This is a genomic window from Isoptericola sp. NPDC055881, assembly GCF_053615895.1.
The window spans coordinates 21126-45838 of sequence record NZ_JBSHCR010000036.1 but is presented as its reverse complement, the minus strand read 5'-3'; the positions used below and the strand labels follow the sequence as shown (position 1 = coordinate 45838).

Here is a 24713-nt window from a genome sequence, read left to right as displayed (position 1 = left end):
CGGCTCACCACGATGAGCCGTCGCCGCGCTTTCGATGTCTCGGTCAGCGCACGGAGTCGTCGTCGGACGGTGAGCGAGCGGCGGTCGTCGCGGAATCCTCCAGGTCGGCCAGAGCGTCGACGATGGCCGCGAGCATCGGCTCGAGCGCCTCGCGACCCGGCATGCCGGGCTCCTCGGCGTCGTCCATGAACCTCCGCAGCGTGTCGCGCAGCCGATGCGCCGTCGGCGTCCTCGTCCCGTCGATCTCGATCTCGCGCAGCTCCACGTCACTCCTCTCCGAAGGCCCGGCACGACCGTGTGCCCTGGGCCACGAACCTACCGAGCGAGGAGCGCCGGATCACCATGCACGCCCGGGGCGAGCAAGGTTTGAGTACCCGCGAGCCGGACCACTGCCGATGGTCAGCCGTTCGGCTGCTCGCCCTCTTCGCGCACTTCGGGCTCCTTCGGCTCCGCCGGCTCGGAGGCGTCGTCGTCGACCGCTTCCGCCGCAGGCTCCGGTGCCGCCGTCGACCCCGCGGCTGTCGCGAACGCCCGCTCCACCACCGCCCGGGCCATCGCCGCCGGCTCGGTCGGCTTCGGTTTCGTCGGCTCCGGCTCCTTCGGCTCCGGCTCGGCGGCAGCGGGCGCCGCACTCTCCTGGGCGGGCGCGGGGGGCGGCGCAGCCTCGCTCGGCGTGGGCTTCGGGACGACGTCGTGCTGCGCCTCGCCGTCAGGACGCGGTCGCTCGCCGAAGATCACGTCGCCGAGACCGGGAGCGGCCCCGGCCGCGCCGGTGAAGGCCTTCGGGCTCGGCTCCGAGGAGGTCGCCCGGGCGCGGTTCGTCCGTGCCCGCAGGATCAGCACCACGACGAGGATCAACGCGACCAGTCCTGCCACGTACCAACCGGCCGAGGAGGACACCCCATCCCGCGCGGGGGCCGCGGTCGGCTCCGCGGCCGGGGACGCCGTGGGGGCGGGATGCGCCGTCGCGCGGGCTCGTGCGTGGATCTCGGTCGACTTCCCGACGGGCGGCAACCAGGTCACCTGGTTGCCGTCGATGGTGCCGTTCGACTCGAAGACGGGGCCGGGGAAGCCGATGGTCAGGCGGACCTCGAACGTGTCCCGCACGGCTCGCGGGAGGGCCTTGAGCTGCTTCCCCGCCTCCGACAGGTCGACGACGCCGTCCACGACGAACGCGTCGTCGTCGCGGACGATGGTCAGCTCCTCGCCGGCCGTGCCCCCCGCGTTGAACTCGTGCAGCGGCTGGTCCTTGAAGATGATCCGGGTGCCGGTGAACCCGCCCTGGGCGAACTCCTCCTGCGACATCCCGTCGCCGAGAGTCGGCGTCAGCTCCTTGTTCCACTGGTCCCACAGGTCCTGCGGATCTTCGTTCAAGGACTCGGCGGCGTCGTCCTGGAGCGCCATGATCATGGAGCCCGAGATGGTGTCGTCCTCGGACACGATCATGTCCATGTCGATCTTCATACAGCCGGCCAGGACGAGCAGGCTGACCACGGCTCCCAGCGCGGCCAGGGCTGTGCGCGCGGGGGCGCGCCGGTGCGGAGTGTTCACGCGTGCCAATCTCCCGTGACGAGGGCGAGCCGCCCGTCCCCGGATGGCCGCCCGCGGAGGAATGAGTAGTAGGCGGGCGACAACTGAGTGACGCGCCCGCGTCGCTGCCAGGACAGGGACGGTCGGACCGCGCCACCCCCAGCGGGGCACAGTCCGACCGTCGACGGACCCGACCGCTGATCTCCCGCCTGGTCCGCGCTCCACATCATGCCGCCCGGCACGGCGCCGAACTGCCGTCGTGCAGATTCTGCAACACCGATCTTCGGCGCCTCAGGAAGCCGGATCATGGGACGGGGAGGCTCACCGTCCGGCGGTCAGGTCCCCGCTCTGCACCCACCCATGCCAAGGGACCGCGATGACCACTCCGACGACCGAGGCACGTCCGACACCGGACGTCGTCTCGCGAGCTCCAGCGCCCGAGGTCGCGCGCCCGCGCGGGCAGGGACGCCACCAGGAGCGGTCTCGTCGGCGACGGCGACGGCGGTCGAGGGGCGGGATCCTGCGCCACCTGCCCCCGTGGTGGGCGCCCCTGATGATCGCGTCGTGCCTCGCCGGGATCGGGATCGCCCAGTTCATCGACTCGGTCTCGCGCCCATGACCGGGGCGACCGAGAGCACCTGGACGGGGGGCGTCCTGCGGCAGGTCGGCCTTCCGACGCTCGCCGACACCTTCTGCTGGCTGACGCCCGCCGACCGCCTGCGGCTCGCCGCCGTCGACCGTCAGCAGTCGGACATCCTCGCCGCGCTGGCGGCGCAGCCGCCGGACGAGATCGAGGTGCCGATGTTCGCCGACCTCCAGGTCGAGCGGCTGCACGTCTACCGCGAGGTCTTCGCACGGCACGCCGTGCAGCGCGGCCGCTGACGCCAGCGGGAGGTCGTCCCGTCACGTCGCGCCGGCGCGGGACCCGTCGGACGGGTCACGCCGCCGCGGACACCGCGAGCCCGGCGGCGCGCCACGCCGAGACGACGGTGGCACCGGTGGCCTCGCCGGCGCGCTGCCGCGTACCGATGACCGGAAGCTGCTTGAGCATCGCCCGCTCGACCGCCTCACGCGCCTCGTCGAACTCGCCCTCGCCGGGGTCACAGGTCTCGAACATCACCGGGACCGAGTAGCCCAGGCGCATCGCCGCGGCGCGGGCGGTGGAGAGCACCACCTCGTCGTACCGCTGATCCGCCCGCAGCCAGCTCGCATGGAGGTCGGCCAGCACCTGCTCGGCGTGCGCGACCTCGGGCTCCAGGGCGGCCAGCTCGCGCACCGCTTCCCGGTGCCGCTCGACGAACCGCGCTCGCGCCATCTCGGAGAGCTCACCGCGCTGCAGCGTCAGGACCCGCCCGGCGAACCCGACGACCCGCTTGATCCCCGGGCGCACCGCCGCGCACGCCGCCGCGAACTCCTCCGCCGTGGCGTAGTCGTCGGGGTGCAGCCTCCCGTCGAGGACGACCTGCACCGACGGCGTCTCCCGGTGCACGAAGGCGGCCCGCCGCAGCACGTCGGCGTGCCAGCGCTCGGCCGACCGGATCGTGCGGTGCCGCAGCTCCTCGACGTCCGACCCGTCCGACAGTTGCAGCGCGCTGTCGAGGTGCACCCTGCTGATCCAGATCGGCGTCGACCTCGCCAGCGCCGGTTCCGCGCCGCGCACCGCCGTGGCCCCTGCGCGCAGCTGGCCGAGGGCCCAGAGGTCGTCGTCGATCTCGTCCTGGTCGACCGGGCTGGGGAGCCCGACCCACGAGTCGACCTGGCCACGCCCGAGACACCCCCCGAAGCCCACGCACGGCAGGTCCTCCCCGGCGGGGCACCGGGGGTCCTCCGGGCCGGAGGGCCCGGAGAATCCGAGGGAGCGGATGCCGCAGAGCACCGGGCAGCCGTACGCCAGGGCCCGGCGCCCCTGCTGGGTCAGGTGCGCCCGCGCCTGGGGGCCGGACCCGGCCCGCCGGACCAGCTTGTGTCCCACGGACCGTTCCAACGAGTCGACGTAGCGACTCACCGTCGACGGCGCCACGTGCAGGGTGCTGGCAGCACGCGCCATCGACCCTTCACGGGCCACGGCGGCCAACGCTTCGAGCTCTCGCTTCATCTCGCACGCCCGCCTTTCCTGACGCTCGGACCCGGGTGGACTCGTTCGAGTATCAGTCCCCGTCCGCGCCACTCAGGCCGCCGTGCAGAAATCGCAATCCACTTGTTAGCCCGGGCGACACCGTCCCTGCCCGACCTGCGCACGACTGTCCGCTGCGTCCGAAACGTCGCTGGAGAGCTGCCGCGCAGGCAGGGTCAGCGGCCGAACACCCCCGCGAGGAACTCCCCCAGCTCGCGGGTCGCCGTCAGCGGCAGGACGTGAGCCACGTACTGGTCGGGCCGCACGACGACGACCACGCCGTCGCGCGACAGGCCGCGCTCCGCGAAGATGTCGGTGCCGGTCCACACCGTCGGTCCGGCCGCGTAGACCTTCTCCCAGTCGGTCAGCCCGAGCGGTCCCGTCTGCGGACGGAACACGTCCGGCACGGCCGACAGGTCGACGTCCTGGAAGCCCTGCTGGTAGATCACCTTGACGTCGAACACGGCGTCGACGTCCGCCCCGGGGGGCGTGTACCGGCCCACGGGCGAGTCGTCCGAGGCGAGCCACCGGGCCCAGGTCTCGAGCGCGGACCCCGCACCCGGTGCGGCGGCGTCTGCGAACGCGTAGACCCGCCACCGCCCGTCCGCCCTGGCGTGGTGCCCCAGGTGGACCGCGTTGCCGTCGCAGACGCGCGTCACCTCGGCGGACTTGAACCGCTTGCCGACGGGGAAGCCCTCGGCGAGCTCCTGTCGGGCGTCTCCCGCCACGATCGACGACGGCCCGTACTGCGTCATGAAGCCCGACGGGAACTCCGAGGTCGCCAGGTAGTAGTCGGCCAGCTCCTGCGGGTCCGAGATCTCCTCGGGCTTGCGCGCCATGAGGCTCGACCACTCGCGGTCGAAGTCGATGAGCTGCTGCGCCACGGGCTGGCGCTCGGCCGAGTAGGTGGCCAGGAGCGACTCCGGGGCCAGGCCGGTGAGCACGGACCCGAGCTTCCAGCCGAGGTTGAAGCCGTCCTGCATCGAGACGTTCATCCCCTGCCCGGCCTTGGCGCTGTGGGTGTGGCAGGCGTCGCCGGTGAGGAAGACGCGCGCGGTGCGGTGCTCCTCGCCGTCGGGCACGTCGTCGAACTTGTCGGTCACGCGGTGGCCCACCTCGTACACGCTGTGCCAGGCCACCTCCTTCACGTCGAGCTGGTAGGGCGTGAGGATCTCGTTGGCCCGGCGGACGATCTCCTCGATCGGTGTCCTGCGGACCCGGTGGTGGTCGTCCGCTGCCACCTCGCCGAGGTCCACGTACACGCGGCACAGGTACCCCCCCTCGCGCGGGATGAGCAGGATGTTGCCGGCCTCGGAGTTGATGGCGCACTTGGTGCGCCAGTCCGGGAAGTCGGTGTTGACCAGCACGTCCATCACGCCCCAGGCGTGCGCCGCGAACTCACCGACGTGCTTGCGGCCGATCGCCTCCCGCACGCCGCTGCGGGCGCCGTCGCACCCGGCCACGTACTTCGCGCGCACCGTGCGCTCCTCGCCGGCGCGCTCGCCCGCGACGTGGCGGACACGCACCTCGACCGGGTGCTCGCCGGCGTCGTCGCCGTCGTGCACGGTGAGACCGAGGAACTCGACGCCGTAGTCGGGCACGATCCGGCCCGGTCCGTGCGCGGCGGCCTCCGCGAAGTAGTCGAGCACGCGCGCCTGGTTGACGATCAGGTGCGGGAACTCGCTGATCTTGAGGCCGTAGTCCTCGGTCCGTGTGGTGCGGACGATGTGCTGGGGGTTCTCCGGGTCCGGCCCCCAGAAGTTCATCCAGCCGATGTTGTACGCCTCGGCGACGATGCGCTCCGCGAACCCGAACGCCTGGAACGTCTCGACGCTGCGCGGCTGGATGCCGTCGGCCTGTCCCAGCTCGAGCCTGCCCTCGCGCTTCTCGATGATCCGCGTGGTGACGTCCGGGTACTGCGACAGCTGCGCCGCCAGCAGCATGCCCGCGGGGCCCGACCCGACGACGAGGACGTCGACCTCGTCGGGCAGCTCGACGGGGCGGTCCACCCCGGTGCCGGCGGGCGGCAGCACCCGCGGGTCCCCGGAGACATAGCCGTGGTGGTGGAACTGCACGAGCACTCCTCATCGTCGTCGATGCCCCGACCTCCGCGTCGGGCGTTGCACGGTCGACCATCGCGTTCTATATTCGAACGCGACGTTCTACTATTGAATGCAGCCTAGCTCACGGAGGATCGACGATGGCCGACGCCGGCGCACCCCCGTCCCAGACGCTCAGCCGCGGCATCCGCATCCTGGAGACGCTCGCCGACGCCCGCGAGCCGCTGACCATCGACGACGTCGCCGCGCGCCTCGACGTCCACCGCTCGATCGCCTACCGCCTGCTGCGCACCCTGGAGCACCACGGCCTCGTGGTGCGCGACGCGAACGGGCACGTCGCCCTCGGTGCACGCATGGCCGCGCTGGCCGCCGGCGTCGCCCACGACCTGCAGGCCGAGGCCCTCCCCGAGCTCACCGCCGTCGCGAACGACCTGGGGATGACCTGCTTCCTCGCCGTGCTCGACCACGACGAGTGCGTGACGCTCGTCAGCGTCGAGCCGCGGCACGCCGTGGCGCCCGTGGCGCAACGCCCCGGCGCACGGCACCCCATCACCCGGGGTGCCCCCGGCAAGGCGATCCTGTCCCAGCTGCCCCCGGCGCGGTGGCCCGCATCCGCGCCCGAGGTGGCAGAGGCCGTGGCCGAGGTGGCGGCCCGCGGATATGCGACCAGCCACGACGAGGTCATCCCGAGCCTGCGGTCGGTGGCCGTGCCGCTCGCGGTCCAAGGACGAGGCCCTGCGGCACTCGCCGTCGTGCACGTCTCTCACGACGTGAGCGCAGAGCGGGTGGCCGCCCGCCTCCAGCGGTCGGCGGAGGCGGTGCGGAGCGCCCTGGGCGAGTGAGGCGCGTGCGCGCCCAGGCACACCTGCTTGATTGAGAAACCCGCCTGATCGATATCTCTGAGCCACCTCTTTTCCGCTAGATTCGCTCTCGGCTCGTCAATTTGAAACATCGACAACCGGACTTTGCCGATCACGGCCGCGCGGTGTTAGCGTCCAATCTATGACCCATTATTCTCGGAATGATCCGAGACCATCATCTCGGGCGCGACCCCACAAGCTCTTGACTGCGAGTGCTGCCCTGATAGCAGTGACGGCGAGCCTCCTGACGCCAACGGCCGCGATGGCCTCCAGGGGCACGAATGAACCCCCAGATGCGGCCGTTGCCCCTGCACCCGCGCCGCCCACCGACGCTTCGCTCGGCGGCCTGACAGTGGATGGCGAGGAACTCCTCTGGATGGAGGACGGCGCCGCGAGCGGCAAGTTGCGTTCGGCGCGATGCACGCCAGGCAAGGCCATCGTCCTCACGAACAAGCCCAACAAGATGGACGTCGCCTATGCCACGGCAGTGTCGAACCGCGGAAGCAGCGCGATTCGCTTCAAGTGGTCGACCAAGAAGACCAAGACGACCAGGTGGTCGGTGTCCGGTTCCGTGACCGCCGAAGCCAAGGCCGCCATCTTCGCGAAGGTGAGCGCGACCGTCAACGGCGGGATCGAGAAGTCCAACACGACGGAGTACGGGGCCGAGGTCTCGGGCAAGGTTCCCGCCCACACCCGAAAGTACGGCGACTACGGCAACTGGAAGGAAGTGGTGCGCTATAAGACCGCTCACCGTTATTCGAACTGCACATACTCGACCTGGAAATACGGCTCCTTCTCTGCCCCTTACCGTGAGAACTGGAAGATCTGGGACAAGAGGATCTAGCGCCGACAGGTCTTCGTCGAAGCAAGCTGTGGAGAGAGGCGCGGGATGAGATTATCGCGGATATCGGGCGCCGCTCTGCCTGTCACGCTCGCGGCATTCCTGGCTGGCTGCACAGGCCCACCATCGACCGCGGCCGTCGAGACGGAGCCGCTGGGCACGGCGCGTCCTCCCAAGGAAGAGCCTTCGGCCGCTACAACTCCTGCGCCTGGCGCAAACGACGGCTGGTATCCAGCAGGATCAGCACTCCTGATGAAGCCCGCCACCAACCGAACTGGCTCCGCACGGTTCACCGTCATGGTCGCGGATCGGTTCTACACCCGCTACTTCGTCTGCCACGGCGACGGCGAGATCCGCGTCTGGGACAAGGGCCAGGACGAGGCAACCGGCGAACCAGAGGTGTGGCCCTGCAACGGGGTCCCCGTTGAGTCGGTCGTCCATTTTGATGCGCCCGGGAAGCGTGTCATCTCCGTGAAGACCACGAAGCAGACGGCCTCAGACTGGAGTCTCGTGGCCGTCGCGGGCCTCCCGGACGGGCTGACACTGACGGAGGACTAGCCAGCGCGATCAGGGATCGCGCCGGCCGTGACAGGTCGGCGCGACCCCTGGCCGGACATCAGACGTGCGAGACCCCGTAGATCGGGCTCGCGGCCTGCTCCTCCTCGTGCTCCGGGCCGAGCGGGATGCCGGTGCGGTCGCGCAGCAGCAGCGTGGCGGCGAACGCCACCACCATGACGCCCGCGACGTAGAACGCGACGGACGTCGCGGTGCCGGTGCGCTGCACCAGCCAGGCCGCGATGGTCGGTGCGAACGCGCCGCCCAGGATGGCGCCGATGGCGTAGGTGATCGACACGCCCGAGTAGCGGATCGACGCCGGGAAGAGCTCGGCGAAGTACGCGGCCTGCTGCCCGTACGTGAAGCCGTTGCCTATGGCGAACAGGGCCACGCCGAGGAAGAGCAGCCACGGGTTGCCGGTGTTCACCAGCGGGAACAGCAGGAACACGGTGGCGAGGAACGCGACCCAGCCGATGATGTAGGTGTTCCGCCGCCCGATGCGGTCGGAGAGGGCGCCCGCCGCGAACGTGCAGGCCAGCCAGACGACGGACGCGCAGGCGACCGCGAGCAGCACGGGCGTGCGGTCCATGCCGACCAGCCCACCGTCGGCGACCGGCGTGGTCGCGTAGTTCTGGAGGTAGCCGCCGGTCGTCATGTAGCCGGCGGCGTTGTTGCCCGCGAAGGTGAGCGCGGCGAGCAGCACGAGCAGCCAGTGCTTGCGGAACAGGGTGAGGATCGGCGTCTTCGCCGCGGCCTTCTTCTCGGCGATCTCCAGGAAGACGGGGCTCTCCTCGACCGAGCGCCGCACGAGGATCCCGACCCCGATGAGCACGATGCTCAGCAGGAACGGGACGCGCCAGCCCCACTGGACGAAGGCGTCGCCCGGGGAGACGACGCCGGTCATGAGGGCGAGCACGCCGGAGGCCAGCAGCAGGCCGATGGGGACGCCGATCTGCGGGAAGGCGCCCATGCGGCCGCGACGCCCGTCGGGCGCGTGCTCGACGGCCATGAGGACGGCGCCGCCCCACTCGCCGCCGGTCGACAGGCCCTGCACGATGCGCAGCAGGACGAGGAGCGCGGGCGCGGCGATGCCGATCGACTCGTAGGTGGGCAGCAGGCCGATGAGCGTGGTGGCGCCGCCCATGAGGACGAGCGTGACGACGAGCATGGCCTTGCGGCCGATCCGGTCGCCGAAGTGCCCGGCGAGGAAGGCGCCGAGCGGACGGAACAGGAAGCTGATCCCGACGGTGGCGAACGACAGCAGGGTGGCTGCACCGGGGCCGGCGGGCTCGAAGAACAACGTGCCGAACACGAGCCCGGCGGCGCTGGCGTAGAGGAAGAAGTCGTACCACTCGATGGTGGTGCCGATGACGGTCGCGAAGGCGACGCGACGAAGCTCGCGACGGTCGGTGTCGCTGGGGGCGGCTGCGGTGCCGATGGTCATGTCCGGGAGACCTCTCTGTCCTCGGGGTGGTGCCGTTCGAGGAATCGTATATCATGTGGGATACGACATCGCCGTTCCTTCGACAGTGGGGTGCCCGTGGTCACCGACGACCTCCCCGGCAAGATCATCGCCGTCCACCTGAACTACCCGTCCCGCGCTGCTCAGCGGGGCCGGACGCCCGGCCAGCCGTCCTACTTCCTCAAGCCCGCCTCGTCGCTCGCCGGCACCGGCGGCACGATCGAGCGGCCGCTCGGCACCGAGCTGCTCGCGTTCGAGGGCGAGGTCGCGATCCGCATCGGCACCGCAGCGCGGTGGGTCTCCCCCGCCGACGGCTGGTCGCACGTCGACGCCGTGACGGCCGCGGACGACTTCGGCCTCTACGACCTGCGCGCCGCGGACAAGGGCTCCAACCTGCGCAACAAGGGCGGTGACGGGTTCACGCCGCTCGGCCCGGAGTGGATCCCCGCGGCCGACGTCGACCCCGCAGGCCTGCGCGTGCGCACCTGGGTGGACGGCGCGCTGGTGCAGGACGACTCCACCGGCACCCTCCTCTTCGACCTCGGCCGCCTCGTCGCCGACCTCTCCCAGCACCTCACCCTCGAGCCCGGCGACGTGATCCTCACGGGCACCCCGGCGGGCTCCTCGGTCGTCGAGCCGGGGCAGGTCGTCGAGGTCGAGGTCGACGCCCCCGACGCACCCGGCGCCCCGAGCAGCGGCCGCCTCGTCACCACGGTCACCGCCGGCACCCGCGCCTTCGGCGACTTCGGGTCGAAGCCGTCCGTGGACGAGAAGCAGCGCGCCGAGGCATGGGGCACCCCCGCGCCCGCGCCCGAGCCCACGTTCGCCCTCACCGACGCGCACCGCGAGCGCTTCGCCGCCGTCGCCGTCGCCACGCTGTCGGCGGCGCTGCGCAAGCGCGGCTACACCGACGTCTTCGTCGAGGGCGTGCACGGCAACCACCCGGGCGACCGCTTCGTCGGCACCGCCCGCACCCTGCGGCTGATCCCGTTCCGGCCGGACCTGTTCGCGTCCCACGGCAGCGGCTTCAACGCGCAGAAGCGCGCGTTCGACGGCGTCGGACCGGGCGAGGTGATCGTCGTCGAGGCGCGCGGCGAGCGCGGCACCGGGACCGTCGGCGACGTGCTCGCCCTGCGCGCCCACGTTCGCGGCGCGGCCGCGATCGTCACCGACGGCGGTGTGCGCGACGCGGACGCCGTCGCCGAGATCGGCATCCCCGTGTTCTCGCAGGGCCCCCACCCGTCCGTGCTGGGGCGCCGGCACGTGCCGTGGGAGACCGACGTGACCGTCACGTGCGGCGGCGCCGCGGTGCAGCCGGGCGACGTCGTCGTGGGCGACGGCGACGGCGTCCTCGTCATCCCGCCCGCGCTCGTCGAGGAGGTGCTCGCCGAGGCCGAGGCCCAGGAGGCCGCCGACGCCTGGGTGGCGCGGCAGGTCGCCGCCGGCGCGGCCGTCGACGGGCTGTTCCCCATGAACGCGCAGTGGCGCGCGCGGTACGAGCGCGAGACCGCCGGGGGTGCCGGATGAGCGTCGCCGCCGGGCCCGCCGCCTCCGTGAGCAAGTCGCAACGCGCGTACGCGTTCCTGCGCGAGCGGATCGAGGACGGCCGCTACGTGCCCGGCTACCGGCTGGTCCTGGCGCAGCTCGCGGGAGAGCTCGACATGTCCGTGGTGCCGGTGCGTGAGGCGATCCGTCGCCTGGAGGCCGAGGGCCTGGTGACGTTCGAGCGCAACGTCGGCGCCCAGGTCGCCCTCCTCCACGAGACCGAGTACCAGCACACGATGGAGACGCTGGCGCTCGTGGAGGGGTTCGCCACCGCCCTGTCCGCCCCGCACCTGAGCGCCGCGCAGCTCGCCGCCGCCCGCGAGGTCAACGACCGGATGCACCGCTGCCTCGCCGACTTCGACCCCCACCGCTTCACGGAGCTCAACCTCGAGTTCCACGCGGTGCTGTTCGAGCCGTGCCCCAACCCGCACGTGCTCGACCTGGTGCACCGGGGCTGGCGCCGCATGACCGTGCTGCGCGACTCGTCGTTCTCGTTCGTGCCCGGCCGGGCGCGCGAGTCCGTCGCCGAGCACGACCAGATCCTCGACCTGGTCGCCGCGCTGCAGGCCGGGCGCACCTCCGCGACCGACGTGGAGCTCGCGGCCCGCCGGCACCGCACCGCCACCCTCGACGCCGTGCTCGCCTACCAGGCGACCCACCGACCGCCCCTTTCGGAGAAGTGATGACCGAGCAGACCACGCAGCAGACCACGCAGCAGACCATGCCGCAGCCGCACCGCCCCGCCGACCTGCCCACCGCGATCCAGCACTACATCGACGGCCGGTTCGTCGACTCCGTCGACGGCGCGACGTTCGACGTGCTGGACCCGGTGAGCAACGAGACGTACCTGCAGGCCGCCGCGGGCAAGCAGGCCGACGTCGACGCCGCCGTCGCCGCCGCCCGCCGCGCGTTCGTCGACGGGCCGTGGCCGAGGATGCTGCCGCGCGAGCGCTCGCGCGTCCTGCACCGGATCGCCGACCTCGTCGAGTCGCGGGACGCGCGCCTCGCCGAGCTGGAGTCGTTCGACTCGGGCCTGCCGATCACGCAGGCCCTGGGCCAGGCCCGCCGCGCGGCGGAGAACTTCCGCTTCTTCGCGGACCTCGTCGTGGCGCAGGCCGACGACACCTACAAGGTGCCCGGGCGCCAGATCAACTACGTCAATCGCAAGCCCATCGGCGTCGCCGGCCTGATCACGCCGTGGAACACGCCGTTCATGCTCGAGTCCTGGAAGCTGGCGCCTGCGCTCGCCACCGGCAACACCGTGGTGCTCAAGCCCGCCGAGTTCACGCCGCTCTCGGCGTCGCTGTGGGCCGGGATCTTCGAGGAGGCCGGGCTGCCGCAGGGCGTGTTCAACCTGGTCAACGGGCTGGGCGAGGAGGCCGGCGACGCGCTGGTCAAGCACCCCGACGTCCCGCTCATCTCCTTCACCGGCGAGAGCAGCACCGGGCAGCTCATCTTCGGCAACGCCGCGCCGTACCTCAAGGGCCTGTCGATGGAGCTCGGCGGCAAGTCTCCCGCGATCGTGTTCGCCGACGCCGACCTCGACGCCGCCGTCGACGCGACGATCTTCGGCGTCTTCTCGCTGAACGGCGAACGGTGCACCGCCGGGTCGCGCATCCTCGTCGAGCGGTCCGTGTACGACGAGTTCGTCGAGCGCTACGCGGCGCAGGCGAAGCGGGTGCGCGTCGGCTACCCGCACGAGAGGACGACCGAGGTCGGCGCCCTCGTGCACCCGGAGCACTTCGACAAGGTCATGAGCTACGTCGAGATCGGCAAGACCGAGGCCCGGCTCGTCGCCGGCGGCGGACGTCCCGAGGGCTTCGAGACGGGCAACTTCGTGGCCCCCACGGTGTTCGCCGACGTCAAGCCCGACGCCCGGATCTTCCAGGAGGAGATCTTCGGCCCCGTCGTCGCCATCACCCCCTTCGACACCGAGGCCGAGGCGCTCGAGCTGGCCAACGGCGTGAAGTACGGCCTGGCCGCCTACGTCTGGACCAACGACCTCAAGCGCGCCCACAACTTCTCCCAGGCCGTGGAGGCCGGGATGGTGTGGCTGAACTCGAACAACGTGCGCGACCTGCGCACCCCGTTCGGCGGCGTCAAGGCCTCCGGCCTCGGCCACGAGGGCGGCTACCGCTCCATCGACTTCTACACCGACCAGCAGGCCGTGCACATCACGCTCGGCAAGGTCCACAACCCGACCTTCGGCAAGAACTGACCTCCCCGGCACGCAGGCAAGGACGCCAGACATGACCCACCTCAAGGACCGCACCCTCACCTCCTCCGGCTTCTACGTGAGCCAGGAGGCCCCGATCAGCTGCGCCAACCCGACGCCGACGCCGTCCTCCCCGCCGCCGGACATCTTGCGGTGCGCGTACATGGAGCTCGTCGTCACCGACCTCGCGGCCTCTCGCGAGTTCTACGTGGACGTCCTCGGCCTGTACGTCACGGAGGAGGACGGCGAGAGCGTCTACCTGCGCTCCACCGAGGAGTTCATCCACCACAACCTCGTGCTGCGCCAGGGCGAGGTGGCCGCGGTGGCCGCGTTCTCCTACCGCGTGCGCACCCCGGAGGACCTGGAGAAGGCGGTCGCCTTCTACACCGAGCTCGGCTGCGAGGTGCGCCGCGCCGCCGAGGGCTTCACCAAGGGCATCGGCGCGTCGGTGCGCGTCATCGACCCCCTCGGCTTCCCGTACGAGTTCTTCTTCCAGTCCGAGCACGTCGAGCGGCTGTCGTGGCGCTACGACCTGCACACGCCCGGCGAGCTGGTCCGCCTGGACCACTTCAACCAGGTGACCCCGGACGTGCCGCGGGCCGTGAAGTTCATGCAGGACCTCGGCTTCCGTGTCACCGAGGACATCCAGGACGACGAGGGCACCGTCTACGCGGCGTGGATGCGGCGCAAGCCCACCGTGCACGACACGGCCATGACCGGGGGCGACGGCCCGCGCATGCACCACGTGGCCTTCGCCACGCACGAGAAGCACAACATCCTCGCCATCTGCGACAAGCTCGGCGCGCTGCGCCGCTCGGACGCCATCGAGCGTGGCCCCGGCCGCCACGGCGTCTCGAACGCGTTCTACCTCTACCTGCGCGACCCGGACGGGCACCGCGTCGAGATCTACACGCAGGACTACTACACGGGCGACCCCGACAACCCCGTCGTCACCTGGGACGTGCACGACAACCAGCGCCGCGACTGGTGGGGCAACCCCGTCGTGCCGAGCTGGTACACCGAGGCGTCCCTCGTGCTGGACCTCGACGGCAACCCGCAGCCCGTCGTCGCGCGCACCGACGACTCCGAGATGGAGGTGACCGTCGGCGCGGACGGCTTCTCCTACACCCGCAAGGGCGACACGGAGCAGGGCTTCAAGCTGGGGGCCACGCTGTGACGGCCGACCCCGACGGCGGGCGCACCCTGGACGACGACGCCGTCGTCGCCATCGCGGACGAGCTCGCCGAGGCCGACCGCACCCGCACGCCCGTGCCGCTGCTCACCGCGCGGCACGAGGGGATGACGGTGGCCGACGCGTACGCCGTGCAGCGCACCTGGCGCGAGCGTGGCGAGGCGCGCGGGCGCCGCGTCGTCGGGCACAAGATCGGCCTGACGTCGAAGGCCATGCAGGCCGCGACCGGCATCACCGAGCCCGACTACGGCGTCATCTTCGACGACATGGTGCTCGAGTCCGGGAGCGTCGTGGAGCACGCCGCGTACTCGAACGTGCGCGTCGAGGTGGAGCTCGCCTTCGTGCTCGCCGAGCCCCTGGTCGGCCCCGGCGTCACCGTCACCGACGTGCTGCGTGCGACCGACCGTGTCGTGCCCGCGCTGGAGATCCTCGACGCCCGCGTCGAGATGCCGGGCCGGACGATCGTGGACACCATCAGCGACAACGCCGCCATGGGCGCCATGGTCGTGGGAGGCCGCCCCGTCCGGGTGGACGACGTCGACCTGCGGTGGGTGTCCGCGCTGCTGTACCGGAACGAGACGATCGAGGAGACCGGGGTGGCGGCCGGCGTGCTCGGCCACCCCGCCGCGGGCGTCGCCTGGCTCGCGAACAAGCTGGCCGCGCACGGCGACTCGCTCGCCGCCGGCGAGACCGTCCTGGCCGGGTCGTTCACCCGCCCCACGTGGGTGCACCCCGGCGACACCGTGCACGCCGACTACCACGCCGGCACTGGGAGCCTGGGAGCCGTGACATGCCGCTTCGTCTGACCACCGACCGCTCGCTGGCCGCCCTCCTCGCCGAGGCCGACGGCCGCCCCCTGGTGGGCGCCTGGTCCAGCCTGGGCAGCCCGCTCGCCGCCGAGATCCTCGCCGGCAGCGGCCTCGACGTCGTCCTGGTGGACGGCGAGCACGGGCCCAACGACCTCACCACCGTCCTCGCGCAGCTCCAGGCCACCGCCGCGTACCCCGTGGCGACGCTCGTGCGCGTGCCCTGGGGCGACGCGGTGACGCTCAAGCGCGTGCTCGACCTCGGTGCCACCAACGTGCTGGTGCCGATGGTGGACTCCGCCCGCCAGGCCCAGGAGGCCGTGCGCGCCGTGCGCTACCCGCCCGCCGGGGTGCGCGGCGTCGGCAGCGCGCTCGCCCGCTCCTCCCGCTGGAACCGGGTTTCCGGTTACCTCGACGAGGCGGACGACGGCATCACGCTGGTGGTGCAGCTCGAGACGCGGGCCGCGATCGAGGACGCCGAGGCCATCGCGGGGACGGACGGCGTCGACGCCGTCCTCGTCGGGCCCGCCGACCTGGCCGCCTCCCTCGGCCACCTCGGGCAGCAGGACCACCCGGAGGTGGTGGACGCCGTGCTCGCGGCGCTGGACGCGGGCCGCCGCACCGGCACCCCCGTCGGTGTCAACGCGTTCGACCCCGCCATGGCCGACCGCTACCTCGACGCCGGCGCGGCCTACGTCGTCGTCGGCGCCGACGTCACCCTGATCGCCCGCGGCGCGGAGCAGCTCGCAGCCCGCGTCGCCGCTCGCACGAAGGACGGTGGACCCCGATGACGACGACAGCCCCGACCACCACGGCCGACGTCCGCCGGCGCGCGGCCGAGCTCCTGGCCACCACGCCCACCGGGCTGCTGATCGGCGGCACGTGGCGCGACGCGTCCGACGGCGGCACGTTCGCCGTCGAGAACCCCGCCACCGAGGAGACGCTGACGCACGTCGCGTCCGCGTCCGGCGACGACGCCCGGGCCGCGCTGGACGCCGCCGCAGCGGCCCAGGCGTCGTGGGGCGCGACCCCCGCCCGCGAGCGCGCCGAGATCCTGCGCCGGGGGTTCGCCCTCGTGCAGGAGCGGCGCGAGGACCTGGCGCTGCTCATGACGCTCGAGATGGGCAAGCCGCTGGCCGAGGCGCGCGGCGAGGTCACCTACGGCGGCGAGTTCCTGCGCTGGTTCGCCGAGCAGGCCACCCACGACGACAGCCGCTACACGCACTCCCCCGAGGGGTCGCTGCGGCTGCTGGTGCAGCGTCGCCCGGTGGGCCCGTGCCTGCTCATCACGCCGTGGAACTTCCCGCTGGCGATGGCCACCCGCAAGGTGGCGCCGGCCGTCGCCGCCGGCTGCACGATGGTGCTCAAGCCGGCCCGCCTCACCCCGCTGACGTCGTTGCTCTTCGCGGAGCTGATGGTCGAGGCGGGGCTGCCCGCCGGTGTGCTCAACGTGGTGCCGTCGGCCTCCGCGTCGGCGGTCAGCGAGCCGCTGCTGGCGGACGCGCGGCTGCGGAAGGTGTCGTTCACCGGCTCGACGCCGGTGGGGCAGTCGCTGCTGCGGTCGGCCGCCGGGAACGTGCTCCGCACCTCGATGGAGCTGGGCGGCAACGCCCCGCTGATCGTCTTCGAGGACGCCGACCTGGACGCCGCCGTCGACGGCGCGATGGCCGCCAAGCTGCGCAACGGCGGCGAGGCGTGCACGGCGGCGAACCGCTTCTACGTGCACGAGTCCGTGGCCGACGAGTTCGTCTCCCGTCTCGCCGAGCGGTTCCGCGCCGTCGTCTCCGGCGACGGCCTCGAGGACGGGACGACGCTCGGCCCGCTCGTCGAGGCCAAGGCCGTGGACTCCGTCGCCGCGCTCGTGGACGACGCCGTCGCCCGCGGGGCGCAGGTCGTCGTCGGCGGCGCCCGCCCCGACGGCCCGGGCCACTTCTACCCCGCGACCCTGCTGCGCGACGTCCCCGCCGACGCCCGCTGCATGACGGAGGAGATCTTCGGCCCCGTCGCCCCCGTGGCGACGTTTCGCACCGAGGACGAGGCCGCGGAGCTCGCCAACTCCACGGAGTACGGGCTGGCGTCGTACGTGTTCACCGGCGACGTGCGTCGTGGGCTCGCGTTCGCCGAGCGCCTCGAGTTCGGCCTGCTGGGCCTCAACGCCGGCGTCATCTCCAACGCGGCCGCGCCGTTCGGCGGGATGAAGCAGTCCGGCACCGGCCGCGAGGGCGGCTTCGAGGGCATCGCCGAGTACCAGGAGACGCAGTACGTGGGCATGCCCCTGTGACCGCGAGGTAGTCCAAAGACCCGCGAGGTAGTTCGACGAAGGCCGAGGTAGTTCGAGAGTCCGCGAGGTAGTTGACTACCTCGCCAGAGCTCGAACTACCTCGGCCTTCTCCTCACTACCTCGCGGGGTCAGCCCCAGACGAGGCCGCGGGCCGGATCCTCCAGCACCTTCGCGACGTCGGCCAGGTAGCGGGCGGCGAGCTCGCCGTCGACGAGCCGGTGGTCGACGGACAGGGCGAGCTGGGTGACCCAGCGCGCCTTGATCTTGCCCTTGTGGACCCAGGGCTGCTTCCGGATCGCGCCGAACGCGAGGATGCCCGCCTCCCCCGGGTTGAGGATCGGGGTACCGGTGTCGGTGCCGAAGATGCCGACGTTGGTGATGGTGATCGAGCCGTCCGCCATGTCCGCCGGCTGCGTGCGACCCGCGCGCGCCGTGGACGTGAGGGTCGCGATCGCCTTCGCCAGGCCGAGCAGGTCGAGCGTGTGCGCGTCCTTGATGTTCGGCACGACGAGCCCGCGCGGCGTGGCGGCCGCGATCCCCAGGTTCACGTAGTGCTTGTAGACGATCTCCTGCGCGACGTCGTCCCAGCTCGCGTTGATCTGCGGGTGCCGGTTCACGGCGAGCAGCACGGCCTTCGCCGCGATGAGCAGCGGGGTGACGCGCACGTCCGCGAAGTCGCGGTCCTCCTTGAGACGGGCGACCAGCTTCATCGTCTTGGTGACGTCGATCGTCTGGAAGACGGTCACGTGCGGGGCTGTGAACGCGCTGGCCACCATCGCCTCGGCCGTCCGCTTGCGCACCGACTTCACCGGAACGCGGGTCTGGCGGCCGTCCGTGCTGACCGTGCCGGAGGCGAGCCAGGGCTGGTCGTCGTCGGGGTACGTGGCGAGCGGCTTCGGCGCGGCGCCCTCGGCGTGCGCGACGACGTCCTCCCGCGTGACGATCCCGCCCGGGCCCGTGGGGTGCACGGACGCGAGGTCGACCCCGAGGTCCTTGGCGAGCTTGCGCACCGGCGGCTTGGCCAGCACGCGGGCGCTCTGCGCCCCGGCGACGGACGACGCCGGGACGCTCGCCATCGGCTTCTCGATCGCGGGCCCGGCAGCGGCGGGAGCAGGAGCCGGACGCGGAGCAGGCGCGGGCGCGGGCGCCGGAGCAGGCGCGGGCGCCGGGGCAGGAGCCGGAGCGGGAGCAGCGGGAGCCGCGGGAGCCGCGGTCGCGGCACCAGGCTCCGGGGCGGCGCCGCGGCGGCGGCGACGTCGTCCCGCACCGGCGCCCGTGCCGTACCCGACGAGCACGGAGCCCGAGCCCTCGCCCGCGGCGTCTTCTGAAGGCTCGTCGGAGGAGGCCTCCCCGGAGCCGTCGTCGGTGCGTCCGCCGGAGGAGCCGGGCGCCTCGGCGCCGGTGGTGATCTCGATGATCGCCGTGCCGACGTCGACGGTGGTGCCCTCCTCGGCCAGGAGCGCCGTGACGGTGCCGGCCCACGGCGACGGCAGCTCGACGAGCGACTTCGCGCTCTCGATCTCCACGATCACCTGGTTGACGGCGACGGTGTCGCCGACGGCGACGCGCCACTCCACGATCTCGGCCTCGGTGAGGCCCTCGCCCACGTCGGGCAGCGGGAACCGCTGGGTCGTCATCGTTCTCCTTCGGTCCGCTCTCAGTGGGCCAGGACGCGGTCGACGGCGTCCACCACGCGATCGACGCTCGGCAGGTACTCGTGCTCGAGCTTGGCGACCGGGTACGGCGCGTGGAAGCCGCCGACCCGCAGGACGGGGGCCTCCAGCACGTAGAAGCACTCCTCGCTGACGCGGGCCGCCACCTCGGCGCCCGAGCCGAGGAACGTCGGCGCCTCGTGCACGACGACGCAGCGCCCGGTGCGACGCACGGACTCGGTGACGGCCGTGACGTCGAGCGGCGAGATCGAGCGCAGGTCGACGACCTCGGCGCTGGTGCCCTCGACGGCCAGCGCGTCGGCGGCCTTGAGGGCCGTCGCCACCGTGGGCCCGTACGCGACGAGCGTGACGTCCGTGCCCTGCCGCGCGACGCGCGCCCGGTTGAGCACGTCCGCGGCGCCGGCCGCCTGGACCGACGGGTAGGCGCTCTTGGTGACCTCGCCCTTGGACCAGTAGCGGCCCTTGGGCTCGAAGAACAGCACCGGGTCCGGCGAGGCGACGGCCGCGCGGATCATGTCGTACGCGTCCTGCGGGGTGGACGGCGAGACGACGCGCAGCCCCGGGGTGTGCGCGAAGAGCGCCTCCGGGCTCTCCGAGTGGTGCTCCACCGCGCCGATGCCGCCGCCGTAGGGGATGCGGATGACGACGGGCACCTGCAGCTTGCCGCGCGAGCGGTAGTGCATCTTGGCGAGCTGCGTCGTGATCTGGTCGTAGGCGGGAAAGACGAAGCCGTCGAACTGGATCTCGCACACGGGCCGGTAGCCGCGCAGCGCCATGCCGATCGCGGTGCCGACGATGCCGGACTCCGCGAGGGGCGTGTCGACGACGCGGTCCTCGCCGAAGTCCTTCTGCAGACCGTCGGTGACGCGGAAGACGCCGCCGTTGCGGCCGACGTCCTCGCCCATGACGAGGACCTTCGGGTCGGACTCGAGCGCGGAGCGCAGGCCCTCCGTGATGGCGCGGGCGAAGGTGAGGGTCTCGCTCATCGGGTCGCCTCGCTCGTCTCGTTCTCGTACTGCTCGAACCACTCCCGCTCGGTCGTCACCTGGGCGTGCTCGGTGGCGTACACGTGCTCGAACATCGTCGAGGTCGGAGGTGCGCCGAGCTCCCGGACCTCGGTGCGCAGCCGCTCGCCCAGGGCGTCGGCCTCCCGGTCGAGGTCGGCGGCCCAGGCGTCGTCCCAGGCGTCCTCGGCGCGCAGCAGCGTGGCGAGCCGCTCGATCGGGTCGCGGCGGGCCCAGTAGTCCTCCTCGGCGCGGGCCCGGTACCGGGTCGGGTCGTCGGAGGTGGTGTGCGCGCCCATCCGGTACGTGTACGCCTCGACGAAGGTCGGGCCGCCGCCGGAGTGCGCACGCTCGAGCGCCTCCGCCGTCACGGCGTAGCAGGCCAGCACGTCGTTGCCGTCCACGCGGACGCTCGGGATGCCGAAGCCCTCGCCCCGCCGGTAGAGCGGGGAGCGCGTCTGGCGCGACGTCGGCTCGGAGATCGCCCACTGGTTGTTCTGCAGGAAGAACACGACGGGCGCGTTGTTCACGGCCGCGAACACGAGCGCCTCGCTCACGTCGCCCTGGCTCGTCGCGCCGTCGCCGAAGTAGGTGACGACGGCGGCGTCGCGCCCGGCGTCGCCGGTGCCGACCGCGCCGTCGCGCTGCACGCCCATCGCGTAGCCGGTGGCGTGCAGGACGTGCGAGCCGATGACCAGCGTGTACAGGTGCACGTTGTGGGCGTTGGGGTCCCAGCCGCCGTGGTCCTCGCCGCGGTACAGGCGCAGGCGGTCGACCGGGTCGACGCCGCGCGCCTGGAGCACGCCGTGCTCGCGGTAGGACGGGAACACGTAGTCCTGCGGGGCCAGGGCGTACGCCGACCCGACCTGGGCCGCCTCCTGGCCACGGCCCTGCGCGTACAGCGCGAGCTCGCCCTGGCGCTGCAGGGCCGTGGCCTCGTCGTCGAACCGTCGCGTCAGCACCATGTCGCGGTACAGGGCGCGGAGGTCCTCGGAGGTGAGGTGGTCGACACGCGAACGGTAGGTCGCGTTGTCGGGTTCGACGACACGCTCGCCGGTGGGCGAGACGAGCTGCACGAGCGGTTCGACGTCGGCGGGCACGACCTCGGGCTCGCCGGTGGTGGGCTGCGGCACGCGTTCTCCTTCGCTAGCGGCCCCAGGCGGGGGTGGACTGCTGCGGCACGGGCAAGGTTCCGGCGGGAACCACCGGAACCTACGCCTTCGTAGCCTACGCCAGCGTAGGTTGCCGTCCATGGGGAGCACCCCCCGACGGTGGTGCCAATGTCCCCCCAGTCGTTTTGGAGGATTCCTCCAAGGCGTCCGAGCCTCGTCCTTGCGGCCGCAGGTCAGCGCGGGTAGGCCTGGCCCACCCGCAGCGCGTCCCGCTCACGCTGCACGGGCCAGCGTGCGAACGCGAAGACGAAGAACATCACCAGGTTGAGGATCGGGACGAACGCGACGAGCACCCACCACCCCGAGTACCCCGCCTTCTGGATGATCCGGATGTAGGCGATCAGCACGACCACCAGGATCGCGACGTACACAGCGATCGCCGCCCCGCCGGCGAGCCACCCGTAGTCGTCCGCGAGCTGGTCGTAGTCCACGTTGTCCATGGTCAGCGAGTCTTCTCCAGCCCGGCGCGACCGCAACCCGGAAGGCGACCCAGAAGACGACCCGGGAGACCTGGTCGAGGGTCGCCGCGTGTCGGTGGCCGGCGAGATGCTCGATGTCTCGACCCGCACCTCGACGAAGGGACGCACCATGTCGACGCCGACGCCCGTCAACCCGCCCTCGCTGCACCAGAACCCCGCGTTCGCGCAGGGGATGGTCCTGCCCGCCGGCCGCACGCTGTACGTCGGCGGCCAGAACGGCACCGGCCCCGACGGCGCTCTCGTCGAGGGAGGCCTCGGCCCGCAGACCGAGCAGGCGCTGCGCAACGTGCTCGCCGTGCTCGCCGAGGCCGGCACCGACGCGGAGCACGTCGCGAAGCTGACCATCTACCTCGACCCGTCGGTCGACGCGAACGAGGCCTACGCCGCCTCCGGGCGCGTCTGGCGCTCCCGCACCGCCGTGACCGTGCTCGCCGTCGCGCCTGCCCGGCCCGGCGCCCTGGTCGAGGTCGAGGCGGTCGCGACGGTCCCCGAGGCCTGACGTCTGCGGCGCTGGTTCGCCCCACCCTCGTCCCGCGGCTGGCAGGCTCGGGGCGTGACCGCCTCCTCCGGCCGCGCCGACGCCGCCGCCACCACCGACGCCACCGACCACCGCTCGTCCGGCTCCGCCGTCGACGCCCTCGTCCACCTGCGGGCGGACGGCGTCAGCCTGCTGGTCGACGTCCGGGGCGGGCAGCTGCCCGCCGTCGTCCACTGGGGCGACGACCTCGGCCCGCTCACCGCCGAGGACGCGGCCGCCGTCGTCCTCGCGGCGGCGGCTCCGCTCGCGAACAGCGCCCCGGACGAGCCGGTGCGCCTCGCGCTCGTCCCGGAGCCGCGCACGGGCTGGCTGGGGCGCCCGGGCCTCGCGGGCGAGCGCGACGGGCAGGGCTGGTCGCCGGCGTTCACGACGACGGCCGCGACGCTCTGCGGCGCCGCCCTCCCCACGGGTCTCACGGAGGCGGGCGCCGGCGCGCTGCGCGTCACGGCGACAGACGCCGTCGCGGGGCTGACGCTCGCCCTCGACGTCGAGCTCACGCCCGACGGCGTCGTGCGCGCCCGGGCGACGCTGGGCAACGACGGCGCGGACCCGTACCGCGTGCACGAGCTCGGCGTCACCCTGCCCGTGCCCCCGCGCGCCCGGGAGCTGCTCGACCTCACGGGCCGGTGGGGCAAGGAGCGGGTGCCGCAGCGGCACGCGCTGACCGTCGGCTCGCACCTGCGCGAGGGCCGGCGAGGGCGCACCGGCTTCGAGGCCCCCACCGTGCTCACGGCCGGCGTGCCCGGCTTCGGCTTCGGCCACGGCGAGGTGTGGGGCGTGCACGTGGGCTGGTCGGGCAACCACCGGCACTGGGCCGAACGCCTGCCCACCGGTGAGCACGCCCTGGGCGGCAGCGAGCTGCTGCTGCCCGGCGAGGTCACCCTCGCGACCGGTGCGGAGTACGAGACGCCCTGGGTCTACGGCGTGCACGGCCACGGCCTGGACGCGCAGGCCGCGCGCCTGCACCGGATGCTGCGCCGCCGCACCGCGCACCCCCGCAGCCCGCGGCCGGTCACCCTGAACGTGTGGGAGGCCGTGTACTTCGACCACGACCTGGAGCGCCTCACCGCGCTCGCCGACGCCGCGGCCGCGCTCGGCGTCGAGCGGTACGTGCTCGACGACGGCTGGTTCCGCGGCCGGCGGGACGACACGCGAGGCCTCGGTGACTGGGAGGTCGACGAGGACGTCTGGCCCGACGGCCTCGACCCCATCGCCGACCACGTGCACGGCCTCGGCATGGAGCTCGGCCTGTGGTTCGAGCCCGAGATGGTGAACCTCGACAGCGACCTGGCCCGTGCCCACCCGGAGTGGGTGATGGGGACGGGCGGGCGCGTGCCCGTCCCGTCGCGGCACCAGCACGTGCTCGACCTGGCGAACCCCGACGCCGCCGCGCACGTCCTGGAGCGGATGAGCGCCATCATCGGCCGGTACGGCGTCGACTACGTGAAGTGGGACCACAACCGCGACCTGGTCGACCCGGGCTCGGGCCGCGACGGCCGCCCCGTCGTGCACGCGCAGACGCTGGCGGCGTACCGCCTCATGGCCGAGTTGCGCCGCCGCCACCCCGGGCTGGAGATCGAGTCCTGCTCGTCGGGCGGCGGGCGCGTCGACCTCGGCGTCGCCGAGCACACGCAGCGCGTCTGGGTGTCGGACTGCACCGACCCGCTGGAGCGGCAGCAGATGCAGCCGTGGACGGCGCAGCTCCTGCCGCTGGAGTACCTCGGCGCGCACGTCGCGGCGGACGTCAGCCACCAGACGCGCCGCACGTCGTCCGTGGCGTTCCGCGCCGCGACCGCCCTGTTCGGGCACTTCGGGATCGAGTGGGACCTCACGCGCGCGACGCCCGGACAGCTCGCCGAGCTGTCCGGCTGGGTCGAGCTCTACAAGGCCGAGCGCGGGCTGCTGCACACGGGCAGGCTGGTGCGTCAGGACGTGCCGGCCGAGGACGGCCTGCAGGTGTGGGGCGTCGTCGCGGACGACCGCTCCCGGGCCCTGTTCCAGCTCGCCACGCTGACGCGCCCGGCGACCGCACCGCCCGGACGCATCACCCTGCGCGGCCTGGACCGCGAGCGCCGGTATCGCGTCACTCCGCTGACAGCGAGCCGCGAGGCGTTCGGCTTCTGGAACGCTCCGCCGTGGTTCGGGCTGCCGTCGGCCGACGGCGCCGTGGCGTCCGACGGCGTCACGCCGCAGCCGCGGCCCGCACGGCCCGACGACGTGCCGCGCGGCACCGTGCTCACCGGCCGGGCGCTCGCCGTCTCCGGCCTGCAGGCTCCGGAGGCCGTCCCGGAGACCTCCCTGGTGCTGCTGGTGGAGGCCGTGGACTGATCGCCGCGCTGTGCGCATCTGTGAACCGATCTGTGAGTTTCTGTTCACAGATGCGGCAG

General features: G+C 72.6%; 22 protein-coding genes. 13 read left to right on the top strand and 9 right to left on the bottom strand.

The features are described from left to right. Window positions 1-43: 43 nt before the first annotated feature. The gene (locus ACWGKI_RS12480; RefSeq protein ID WP_452187346.1) at window positions 44-265 is read right to left on the bottom strand and encodes a hypothetical protein; all 222 of its coding nucleotides are present in this window, start codon (window positions 263-265) and stop codon (window positions 44-46) included. 134 nt (window positions 266-399) lie between these two features. Continuing rightward, window positions 400-1551: an LppM family (lipo)protein gene (locus tag ACWGKI_RS12475; RefSeq protein ID WP_452187344.1), complete on the bottom strand. Its 1152-nt coding sequence runs from the start codon at window positions 1549-1551 to the stop codon at window positions 400-402. Between the two features lie 594 nt (window positions 1552-2145). On the opposite strand from ACWGKI_RS12475, the gene ACWGKI_RS12470 reads away from it, so the two are divergent. After that, entirely contained in the window at window positions 2146-2412 is a 267-nt protein-coding gene (locus ACWGKI_RS12470) for a hypothetical protein (protein ID WP_452187342.1), read from the top strand. Between the two features lie 55 nt (window positions 2413-2467). Here the strand turns inward: ACWGKI_RS12470 and ACWGKI_RS12465 are convergent, their stop codons facing one another. Continuing rightward, window positions 2468-3625: a helix-turn-helix domain-containing protein gene (locus ACWGKI_RS12465; RefSeq protein ID WP_452187340.1), complete on the bottom strand. Its 1158-nt coding sequence runs from the start codon at window positions 3623-3625 to the stop codon at window positions 2468-2470. A 194-nt stretch (window positions 3626-3819) separates the two neighbouring features. Beyond that, a complete protein-coding gene (locus ACWGKI_RS12460; RefSeq protein ID WP_380243086.1) occupies window positions 3820-5718 on the bottom strand; it encodes an FAD-dependent monooxygenase in 1899 nt (632 codons plus the stop codon). Between the two features lie 125 nt (window positions 5719-5843). On the opposite strand from ACWGKI_RS12460, the gene ACWGKI_RS12455 reads away from it, so the two are divergent. The 3 genes from ACWGKI_RS12455 (at window position 5844) to ACWGKI_RS12445 (ending at window position 7962) form a co-directional block, all read left to right on the top strand. Next, window positions 5844-6545, top strand: a complete 702-nt coding sequence (locus ACWGKI_RS12455; RefSeq protein ID WP_380243088.1) for an IclR family transcriptional regulator — start codon at window positions 5844-5846, stop codon at window positions 6543-6545. Between the two features lie 247 nt (window positions 6546-6792). Next, window positions 6793-7407 carry a hypothetical protein gene (locus tag ACWGKI_RS12450; RefSeq protein ID WP_380243090.1) on the top strand — a complete coding sequence of 205 codons (615 nt, stop codon included), beginning with the start codon at window positions 6793-6795 and terminating at the stop codon, window positions 7405-7407. A 249-nt stretch (window positions 7408-7656) separates the two neighbouring features. Beyond that, complete coding sequence (locus ACWGKI_RS12445) at window positions 7657-7962, top strand: hypothetical protein (protein ID WP_380243092.1); 306 nt, start codon at window positions 7657-7659, stop codon at window positions 7960-7962. 58 nt (window positions 7963-8020) lie between these two features. On the opposite strand, the gene ACWGKI_RS12440 is transcribed toward ACWGKI_RS12445, so the two are convergent. After that, window positions 8021-9403 carry an MFS transporter gene (locus ACWGKI_RS12440; RefSeq protein WP_380243094.1) on the bottom strand — a complete coding sequence of 461 codons (1383 nt, stop codon included), beginning with the start codon at window positions 9401-9403 and terminating at the stop codon, window positions 8021-8023. A 96-nt stretch (window positions 9404-9499) separates the two neighbouring features. On the opposite strand from ACWGKI_RS12440, the gene ACWGKI_RS12435 reads away from it, so the two are divergent. From ACWGKI_RS12435 to ACWGKI_RS12405, 7 genes are read left to right on the top strand one after another with little or no spacing between them, the layout of a single operon-like run. Next, window positions 9500-10948: a fumarylacetoacetate hydrolase family protein gene (locus tag ACWGKI_RS12435; RefSeq protein ID WP_452187336.1), complete on the top strand. Its 1449-nt coding sequence runs from the start codon at window positions 9500-9502 to the stop codon at window positions 10946-10948. Further along, window positions 10945-11649, top strand: coding sequence for a GntR family transcriptional regulator (locus ACWGKI_RS12430; protein ID WP_452187334.1), 705 nt, complete (start codon window positions 10945-10947; stop codon window positions 11647-11649). Before ACWGKI_RS12435 ends, ACWGKI_RS12430 begins: the two co-directional genes overlap by 4 nt. Then, window positions 11649-13184: a 5-carboxymethyl-2-hydroxymuconate semialdehyde dehydrogenase gene (hpaE, locus tag ACWGKI_RS12425; RefSeq protein ID WP_452187332.1), complete on the top strand. Its 1536-nt coding sequence runs from the start codon at window positions 11649-11651 to the stop codon at window positions 13182-13184. Before ACWGKI_RS12430 ends, hpaE begins: the two co-directional genes overlap by 1 nt. Before the next feature lie 31 nt (window positions 13185-13215). Beyond that, window positions 13216-14358, top strand: a complete 1143-nt coding sequence (hpaD, locus tag ACWGKI_RS12420; protein ID WP_380243101.1) for a 3,4-dihydroxyphenylacetate 2,3-dioxygenase — start codon at window positions 13216-13218, stop codon at window positions 14356-14358. Next, a complete protein-coding gene (locus ACWGKI_RS12415; RefSeq protein WP_380243103.1) occupies window positions 14355-15179 on the top strand; it encodes a fumarylacetoacetate hydrolase family protein in 825 nt (274 codons plus the stop codon). Before hpaD ends, ACWGKI_RS12415 begins: the two co-directional genes overlap by 4 nt. After that, a complete protein-coding gene (locus ACWGKI_RS12410) occupies window positions 15164-15970 on the top strand; it encodes an HpcH/HpaI aldolase family protein (protein ID WP_380243106.1) in 807 nt (268 codons plus the stop codon). The genes ACWGKI_RS12415 and ACWGKI_RS12410 overlap by 16 nt, the downstream gene beginning before the upstream one ends. Beyond that, on the top strand, window positions 15967-17460 hold the full coding sequence (locus tag ACWGKI_RS12405; protein ID WP_380243108.1) for an NAD-dependent succinate-semialdehyde dehydrogenase: 1494 nt from the start codon (window positions 15967-15969) through the stop codon (window positions 17458-17460). Before ACWGKI_RS12410 ends, ACWGKI_RS12405 begins: the two co-directional genes overlap by 4 nt. Before the next feature lie 128 nt (window positions 17461-17588). On the opposite strand, the gene ACWGKI_RS12400 is transcribed toward ACWGKI_RS12405, so the two are convergent. From ACWGKI_RS12400 to ACWGKI_RS12385, 4 genes are all read right to left on the bottom strand, one after another. Then, a complete protein-coding gene (locus tag ACWGKI_RS12400; RefSeq protein ID WP_452187329.1) occupies window positions 17589-19097 on the bottom strand; it encodes a dihydrolipoamide acetyltransferase family protein in 1509 nt (502 codons plus the stop codon). Window positions 19098-19117: 20 nt separating this feature from the next. After that, the gene (locus ACWGKI_RS12395; RefSeq protein WP_380243881.1) at window positions 19118-20119 is read right to left on the bottom strand and encodes an alpha-ketoacid dehydrogenase subunit beta; all 1002 of its coding nucleotides are present in this window, start codon (window positions 20117-20119) and stop codon (window positions 19118-19120) included. After that, on the bottom strand, window positions 20116-21270 hold the full coding sequence (gene pdhA, locus ACWGKI_RS12390; protein WP_452187327.1) for a pyruvate dehydrogenase (acetyl-transferring) E1 component subunit alpha: 1155 nt from the start codon (window positions 21268-21270) through the stop codon (window positions 20116-20118). Before pdhA ends, ACWGKI_RS12395 begins: the two co-directional genes overlap by 4 nt. Before the next feature lie 212 nt (window positions 21271-21482). Next, window positions 21483-21749: a DUF805 domain-containing protein gene (locus ACWGKI_RS12385; protein WP_452187325.1), complete on the bottom strand. Its 267-nt coding sequence runs from the start codon at window positions 21747-21749 to the stop codon at window positions 21483-21485. Between the two features lie 88 nt (window positions 21750-21837). On the opposite strand from ACWGKI_RS12385, the gene ACWGKI_RS12380 reads away from it, so the two are divergent. Both ACWGKI_RS12380 and ACWGKI_RS12375 read left to right on the top strand, forming a co-directional pair. Then, on the top strand, window positions 21838-22287 hold the full coding sequence (locus tag ACWGKI_RS12380) for a RidA family protein (protein WP_452187323.1): 450 nt from the start codon (window positions 21838-21840) through the stop codon (window positions 22285-22287). Between the two features lie 54 nt (window positions 22288-22341). Continuing rightward, entirely contained in the window at window positions 22342-24654 is a 2313-nt protein-coding gene (locus ACWGKI_RS12375; protein ID WP_452187321.1) for an alpha-galactosidase, read from the top strand. Window positions 24655-24713: the final 59 nt, after the last annotated feature.